Origin of the sequence: Microbacterium sp. B19 (assembly GCF_000333395.1) — a bacterium.
In the GTDB taxonomy this organism is placed as follows: Bacteria; Actinomycetota; Actinomycetes; order Actinomycetales; family Microbacteriaceae; genus Microbacterium.
The window spans coordinates 1-5,786 of sequence record NZ_BADA01000240.1 but is presented as its reverse complement, the minus strand read 5'-3'; the positions used below and the strand labels follow the sequence as shown (position 1 = coordinate 5,786).

5 protein-coding genes are annotated in these 5,786 nt (G+C 72.1%); 2 read left to right on the top strand and 3 right to left on the bottom strand.

The features are described 5' to 3' along the window. Positions 1-171: 171 nt before the first annotated feature. The 3 genes from I5G_RS09225 to I5G_RS09215 form a co-directional block, all read right to left on the bottom strand. Positions 172-2,076, bottom strand: a complete 1,905-nt coding sequence (locus I5G_RS09225; protein ID WP_022878805.1) for a helicase HerA-like domain-containing protein — start codon at positions 2,074-2,076, stop codon at positions 172-174. 9 nt (positions 2,077-2,085) lie between these two features. Then, on the bottom strand, positions 2,086-2,790 hold the full coding sequence (locus I5G_RS21600; protein ID WP_022878804.1) for a phosphatase PAP2 family protein: 705 nt from the start codon (positions 2,788-2,790) through the stop codon (positions 2,086-2,088). 86 nt (positions 2,791-2,876) lie between these two features. Beyond that, entirely contained in the window at positions 2,877-4,214 is a 1,338-nt protein-coding gene (locus I5G_RS09215; protein WP_022878803.1) for a multidrug effflux MFS transporter, read from the bottom strand. 229 nt (positions 4,215-4,443) lie between these two features. Between I5G_RS09215 and I5G_RS09210 the strand changes: the two genes are divergently transcribed. After that, positions 4,444-5,145 carry a DUF3105 domain-containing protein gene (locus tag I5G_RS09210; RefSeq protein WP_022878802.1) on the top strand — a complete coding sequence of 234 codons (702 nt, stop codon included), beginning with the start codon at positions 4,444-4,446 and terminating at the stop codon, positions 5,143-5,145. 1 nt (position 5,146) lies between these two features. Then, positions 5,147-5,786, top strand: a 640-nt coding sequence (locus I5G_RS21595; RefSeq protein WP_022878801.1) for a DUF305 domain-containing protein, incomplete at its 3' end; no start/stop codon positions are given.

The following is a 5,786-nucleotide window of genomic DNA, read 5'->3' as shown; positions in this document are numbered from 1 at the left end:
GAGGAGCCCGAAGCACCCAACGCTCCCGTGTGGCCGACGTTCGAGCTCGACGGCGACGACGCCCGCGCGACGCTCGTGATCGACCGCCACGACGTCGTCACCCAGGACCTCGACGGCGACCTCCGCCGCGCCTGGGGCGACAACGTCCTGTCGTTCTCCTGAGGCGGGAGCTCAGCGCCGGCGGCCGGTGCCGAAGATCCCCCGGATCACGCCGCCCAGGATCGTCTTCGTCGAGCCGCGACCGAGCAGGTCGTCGAGCGGCGACGTCGGGGCGCTGGAGCGCGACCGCGGGGCGGCGGTGCTCTTGAGCAGTCGGTCGTACTCACGCTGCGCCTTCTTCTGCGCCTCGGCGTGGGCCTTGTCGATCGCGGCCTGCTGCTTCGCGTACTCGGCTTCGGTCGCGGCGGCCTGCTTCGCCCGCTCGGCGGCTTCGCGCGCCTCGGTCGCCGCCTGCATGCGGGCCGCGAGGATCTCGCGCGCCGACTCGCGGTCGATCGGCGTCCCGTACTGGGCGAAGAGCGGGGATGCCGAGACGGCGGCGGCGAGGTCGACGGCGGGGATCGGCGACATCGACGCGCGCGGTGCGAACAGCCGTGTCCACGCGACCGGCGTCGGCACGCCCCGCTCGTCCATGACGGTGACGATCGCCTCGCCGGTGCCGAGTTCCTGCAGGACCCGCTCGAGGTCGTAGCCGGAGGCCGGGTACGTGCGCACCGACGCGCGCAGCGCCGTCGCGTCGTCGGGCGTGAACGCGCGGAGCGCATGCTGCACCCGGGAACCGAGCTGCGCCAGCACGTCCCCCGGGACGTCCTTCGGCGTCTGCGTGACGAAGAAGACGCCCACGCCCTTCGACCGGATGAGCCGCACGGTCTGCGTGATCGCGGCGAGGAACGCCTTCGACGCCTCGCGGAACAGCAGGTGCGCCTCGTCGAAGAAGAACACGAGCTTGGGCTTGTCGAGGTCGCCGACCTCGGGCAGCACCTCGTACAGCTCCGCCAGCAGGTACATGAGGAACGTCGAGTACAGCTCGGGACGGGACGCCACGTGCGGTACCTCGAGGAGGCTCACGATCCCCTCCCCCTGGGCGGTCGTGCGCAGGAACGCGGTGACGTCGAGCTCGGGCTCGCCGAAGAACGTGTCGGCCCCGGCCGCCGAGAAGGCCACGAGCTCCCGCAGGATGACACCCGCGGTCGCCCCCGACAGCCCGCCGAGGTCCTTCAGCTCGCTCTTCCCCTCGTCACTGGTCAGGAACGTGAGCACGGCGCGCAGGTCGGAGAGGTCGACGAGCGCGAGCCCCTTCTCGTCGGCGTAGTGGAACACCAGGCCGAGACTCGACTCCTGCGTCGCGTTCAGGCCGAGCACGCGGCTGAGCAGTAGCGGACCGAACCCCGACACCGTCGCCCGCACCGGGATCCCGGATGCCGCGTCATCGCCGAGCGCGTAGAACTCCGTCGGGTACGCCCGCGGCGTCCACTCCTGCCCGAGCGCGCTCGTGCGCGCGAGCAGTTTCTCGCTCGAGACCCCGGGGGCCGCCACGCCGGACAGATCGCCCTTGATGTCGGCCGCGAACACCGGCACGCCGTTCGCCGACAGCTGCTCGGCCAGCAGCTGCAGCGTGCGCGTCTTCCCGGTTCCGGTGGCTCCGGCCACGAGCCCGTGCCGGTTCGTCATCGCGAGCGGGATCCGGACGGGAACGGATGCCACCGGCCCGCCGTTCACGAGCACGCCGAGGTCGAGGGCGGGAGCCGTTCCGGCGTACCCGGCGGCGACGGTCGCGACCAGCGCGTCGGTGAGCGGAGCGTCGGGTGCGGCGGGCGCGGGGGTGTCGGGCGCGGCGGGCGCGGGGGTGTCGGGCGCGGCGGGCGCGGGGGTGTCGGCCGGGGCGGGCGCGGGGGTCGGTGCCGCGTCCCCGCCGGCAGCGGCACGGGCCTTCGCCGCCGCCGCCTCGGCCGCCGCGAGGTCGGCGCGGGCGCGAGCGAGGCGGAGTTCCGCCTCCGCGGCCTCGGCCGCCGCGCGCAGGCGGGCGACCTCGGGGTCGTCGGCGGGACCGGGAACGGACGGCGTCGTGTCGCTCATTCGGTCAGCCTAGGACTGGGTCGAGGACGCGGGGTCGGCGATCCGGCGGTCGCGGCGGAGCGTCGCACGGTCGTCGTCCCGCGCGCGCAGGCGCGAGAACACCACGGCGAGCACGAGCGCCGCACCGGCACCGACGAGCGCGCCGCCGATGGTGTCGGACAGCCAGTGCGCGTGCAGGTATGTGCGGCTGAAGGCCATCAGGACGATCCACGCCCCACCGGCCACCCGCACCCACAAGGTCGGGAACACGATCGCCGCCACGACCGCGATGGTCGCGGCGTTCGCCGTATGCCCGGACGGGAATGAGCCGTAGTCGGCCAGCACGAGGATGTCCTCGGGGCGCGCGCGACCGAAGGTGTGCTTGAGCACCTGGACGAGCAGCGCACTTCCCGCCGAGGCCGCGAGGAAGTACACCGCCGTCCACCGCCGCCCGGTGAGGAACAGCGCGAGCGCCCCACCGAGCGGAACGATGAGGATCGCGGTGATGTACCCGCCGATCTGGTTCATGACCAGGGCGATCGTGAGCAGCGGCTGGATCGGCGCCGAGGCGAACAGTTGGTTCCACCACACGTCGATCGCGAACGGGCTCGGCCCGCGGAAGTAGACCCAGGCGCCCAGCCCGCAGGCCAGCGCGATCAGCACCAGGCCGAGGACCGCGCGCACGCGCTCCGAACGCACCGTCACGATCGGCGGGGGCGCGGCATCCGAGTCCATCGCCCCATGATGCCCGTGCGGCGGGCCTCCGGCGAGAGCCGGGACGCGTCGCGCGCGCTCTGCTACTGTTCCGCTCTCACGGCGCCTTACGGCGCGAGGCGCTCGACGGTGCGGGGCCGCACCAGCAGCCACAGCGCAAGCACGCCGATGATCGCGCACCCCACCATGACGGATGCCATGGTCGTGGCGGTGATGCCGGTGCCGGTGGCGAGCAGTCCCACGAGGGGCGAGATGACGCCGGCGATCCCGAAGTTCGACGCGCCGATGATCGACTGCGCCGTACCCGCCGCCTTGCCGTGCCGGTCGAGCGCGAGCACCTGCGCGCACGGGAACGTGAAGCCGCACGTCGTCATGAACAGGAACAGCGGGATGACAGTCCCCCACAGCCCGAGATCGAGCTGGTCGAACACGACGATGACGATCGCCCACAGCACGAGCGACGCGGTGGAGAAGGCGAGCACCCACTGCGGACCGAAGCGCGCCGCGAGACGCGACGCGACCTGCACGCCGATCACGAGCCCGACGGAGTTGGCGGCGAACAGCACGCCGTACTGCTGCGCGTCGAAGCCGTAGCTCTGCTGGAACAGGAATGAGGAGGCCGACAGGTAGGAGAACAGCCCGCTGAACGTCATCGCCCCGATCACGAGGACGCCGATGAAGACGCGGTCGCGGAAGACGCTGGCGTACCGCTGCCACACCGTCGTCGCGCCCTTGCCTCCGCGCCGGGCGGTGGGGAGCGTCTCGGGGACGAACGCGATCGCCGAGACCAGCATCACGGTGCCGTAGGCGGCGAGCACCCAGAAGATCCCGCGCCACGGCATCACCGAGAGCAGCAGCGATCCGGCCAGGGGCGCGAGCACCGGGGCGACGCCGGAGACGAGCGCGAGGCGCGACAGCATCACGACGAGCCGGCGTCCGCCGAACAGGTCGCGGACGATCGCCGCCGCCACGACGCCGCCCGCGGCCGCGCCCGCGCCCATGAGCACGCGCGCGATCGAGAGCGTCCCGAGCGTGGGCGAAAGGGCCGCGAAGACGCTCGCCGCCACGTGGAGCGCCGTGACCGACAGCAGCGGGATGCGACGGCCGACCTTGTCGCTCAGCGGCCCCACGATCAGCTGCCCGAGCGCGAAACCGATCATCGTGCCGGTCAGCGTGAGCTGGATCGCGGCGGCCGACGTCTGGAAGTCGGCTTCGAGCACGGGGAACGCCGGCAGGTAGAGGTCGATCGTGAACGGGCCGAGCGCGGTGAGCGCCCCGAGCAGCACGATGTAGAGCACGCGACGTCGCGCCGAGATGCTGTCGCCCGGGTGGAGCACGACCGGCGCGGTCGCCGGATTGCTCCCGAGCGTGCGGATGGCCCCCGTCGGGGAGGGCTCGGCGCGGGGGGTCGGGGGGATCACGGGCTGGGAGGCGGTATCGAGCACGGCGTCCGTTCGTTTCGCAACACGGATGGCCCGGCGATGACCGGGCTGAGAGTTTGGGGGGAACATCGAACCTCGAATCGATTCGACATCGTCATACTATCGCGCGGCCCCGGGTCCCCACCATCCCCCTCCGGGGTTCCTCCCAGGCCGCCGGCGCATTCATCCGCATAGGCTGGGCGCATCGGCTCGCGCCGAGCCTCCCGGCCCAGAGAGAGACAGCACGCACCGCATGAGCCCCGACAAGCGCAAGAGCGGCAATCCCGCCACGCAGGCCGACATCGACCTCACCGTCAAGCAGCAGCGCGAGCAGAAGCGTCAGGAGAAGCTCGCCGAGTACCAGAAGCAGATCGCGCGCCGCAAGCGCAGCAAGGTCGTCTGGTGGGTGGTCGGTGCGACGGCCGCTCTCGCGGTGGTCGCCGTGGTCGTGGCATCCTTCGTCTTCGCCCCCGCCCCCGCTCCGAGCTACCAGGCCGGCGGCAGCACCGGTCGCGAGATCGAGGGCGTGCAGACCTTCCAGAACCGCTCCGACCACGTGCAGGGCTCGGTCACGTACGACCAGACGCCCCCCGCGGGCGGACCGCACAACCCGGTGTGGCTCAACTGCGGCGTGTACACCGAGCCGCAGCCGAACGAGAACGCCGTCCACGCGCTCGAGCACGGCGCCGTGTGGATCACGTACGACCCGTCCCGCGTCGACGCGGCCGGCATCGACGCCCTGAAGGCGGTCATGCCGTCGACCTACGCGCTCCTCTCCCCCTACCCGGGCATGGACACCCCCGTCGCGGTCAGCGCGTGGAACCACCAGCTCAAGGTCGACGACCCGACCGATCCGCGCATCACGGAGTTCTTCACCGAGTACTGGCGCAGCCAGAACGCGCCCGAGCCCACCGCCCCGTGCACGGGCGGGGTCGACGGCCCCGGCAAGGACTGACGTGAGCGACGACGCGCCCGCCGCCCGCCCCGCGACGCGACGGATCGTCGTGGCCGTCGCGGTGATCGCGCTGCTCGCGGTGGCGTTCGCGATCGGGCGCTTCACCGCGTTCGGGGCGTCCGCGGCTCCCGCCACCCCGTCCGACTCCTCGGCGGACGCCGGGTTCGCGCGCGACATGCAGGTGCACCACGGGCAGGCGGTGCAGATGGCTCTGGAGATCTACCGCAAGACCTCCGACGACGAACTGCGCATGCTCTCGTACGACATCGCCACCACGCAGGCCGGTCAGCGCGGCGAGATGTTCGACTGGCTCGTGCAGTGGGGGCTGCCGCAGGCGTCGACGCGTCCGCTCATGCAGTGGATGGCCCCGTCCGGGGCGCACAGCCACGGCGACACCGCCACCCTGTCGCAGGACGAGCTGCTCTCCCAGATGGGCATGGCGACGGATGCCGAGCTCGACCAGCTCCGGACCCTTCAGGGCCAGCCCGCCGACTGCCTGTTCCTCAGCCTCATGATCCGCCACCACCAGGGCGCGATCCCCATGGCCGAGGCCGTCATCGAACTGGGCAGCGACCCGCGTCCGATCTCGCGCAGTTCGCGCTCGATGAGCTGCTGGCGCTCCATTGCGTACACGGAATCCC

Bases quoted from the DNA above. Each gene is read 5' to 3' on its own strand.
- I5G_RS09225 (WP_022878805.1), bottom strand. From the start codon at position 2,076: ATGAGCGACACGACGCCGTCCGTTCCCGGTCCCGCCGACGACCCCGAG.
- I5G_RS21600 (WP_022878804.1), bottom strand. From the start codon at position 2,790: ATGGACTCGGATGCCGCGCCCCCGCCGATCGTGACGGTGCGTTCGGAG.
- I5G_RS09210 (WP_022878802.1), top strand. From the start codon at position 4,444: ATGAGCCCCGACAAGCGCAAGAGCGGCAATCCCGCCACGCAGGCCGAC.